Source organism: Bradyrhizobium sp. Ken51 (assembly GCF_055807435.1).
In genome coordinates this window covers 1-232 of sequence record NZ_JBVVPB010000219.1, presented here as the reverse complement: position 1 = coordinate 232, position 232 = coordinate 1, and the positions used below count along the sequence as shown (strand labels likewise).

Genomic DNA, 232 nt, shown 5'->3' with positions numbered 1-232 from the left:
GCCGGGACAACGGCATCCGTCTGTCTGCCGTGTGGCTGACGCACGACCCGGAATACCCGGAGAATTTACCTGCCGCGCCGCTGGTGCGCTATGGCTGGACGCCCCGCGGCGAACTGGCGGTGGTGTATGACCGTAGTGGCAAACAGGTGCGCAGCTTTACTTACGATGATAAATACCGGGGCCGGATGGTGGCGCACCGTCACACGGGCCGGCCGGAAATCCGTTACCGTTA

At 63.4% G+C, this 232-nt stretch carries 1 protein-coding gene; it reads left to right on the top strand.

Annotation, left to right across the window (positions count from 1 at the left end; all coding sequences use genetic code 11):
• Positions 1–232, top strand: a 232-nt coding sequence (locus AC0L27_RS41555; protein ID WP_473323956.1) for a hypothetical protein, incomplete at both ends; no start/stop codon positions are given.